This window comes from Mangrovihabitans endophyticus (assembly GCF_014646155.1).
Classification (GTDB): domain Bacteria; phylum Actinomycetota; class Actinomycetes; order Mycobacteriales; family Micromonosporaceae; genus Actinoplanes; species Actinoplanes endophyticus.
Map to the genome: position 1 here is coordinate 1 of NZ_BMMX01000147.1, position 669 is coordinate 669.

General features: G+C 72.0%; 1 protein-coding gene. It reads right to left on the reverse strand.

All coding sequences use genetic code 11. The features are described from left to right. Nucleotides 1–669 (reverse strand): SAM-dependent methyltransferase (locus IEY73_RS32810; protein ID WP_189083234.1); only part of this gene is annotated, 669 nt, incomplete at both ends.

The following is a 669-nucleotide window of genomic DNA, read 5'->3' on the forward strand; positions in this document are numbered from 1 at the left end:
GGTGATGCCGGGTGGCAGCAGGTCGAGGCCGGTGGTGAACGCGCTGATCTGGGTGTGGGTGCGTAGCACGATGTCGGCGGCGGCGGGTTCTTCGTGCAGGGCGTGGGCGGTGCCGGCGGGTAGCAGGTCGGCGGTGGCGTGGGACAGGGCGAGGTAGCTGCCGGCGGGCAGGGCGTCGACCAGGGTGTGGACGGCGGTGTGCGCGGCGGGGTCGGGTAGGAAGTGGAGCACGGCGATCAGGAGCAGCCCGACGGGTTGGTTCAGGTCGAGGGTGGCGGCCAGGTCGGGGTCGGCGAGTAGCCGGTCGGGGTTGCGCAGGTCGGCGTGCACGTAGGCGGTGTGGCCGTGGGGGTGGCTGGTGAGCAGGGCGCGGGCGTGGACGAGGACGAGGGGGTCGTTGTCGGCGTAGACGATCCGGGCGGTCGGGTCGAGGGTTTGGGCGATCTGGTGGGTGTTGTCGGCGGTGGGCAGGCCGGTGCCGATGTCCAGGAACTGGCGGATCCCGGCCGCGGCCAGATGTTTGACGGCGCGGTGCAGGAACCGGCGGTTCTCACGGGCGGCGGTGCGGATGTGCGGGAAGACTTGCTCGATGGCGTCACCGCTGGCGCGGTCGGCGGCGAAGTTGTCTTTGCCGCCGAGCCAGTAGTCATACCGGCGGGCCGGGTGCGC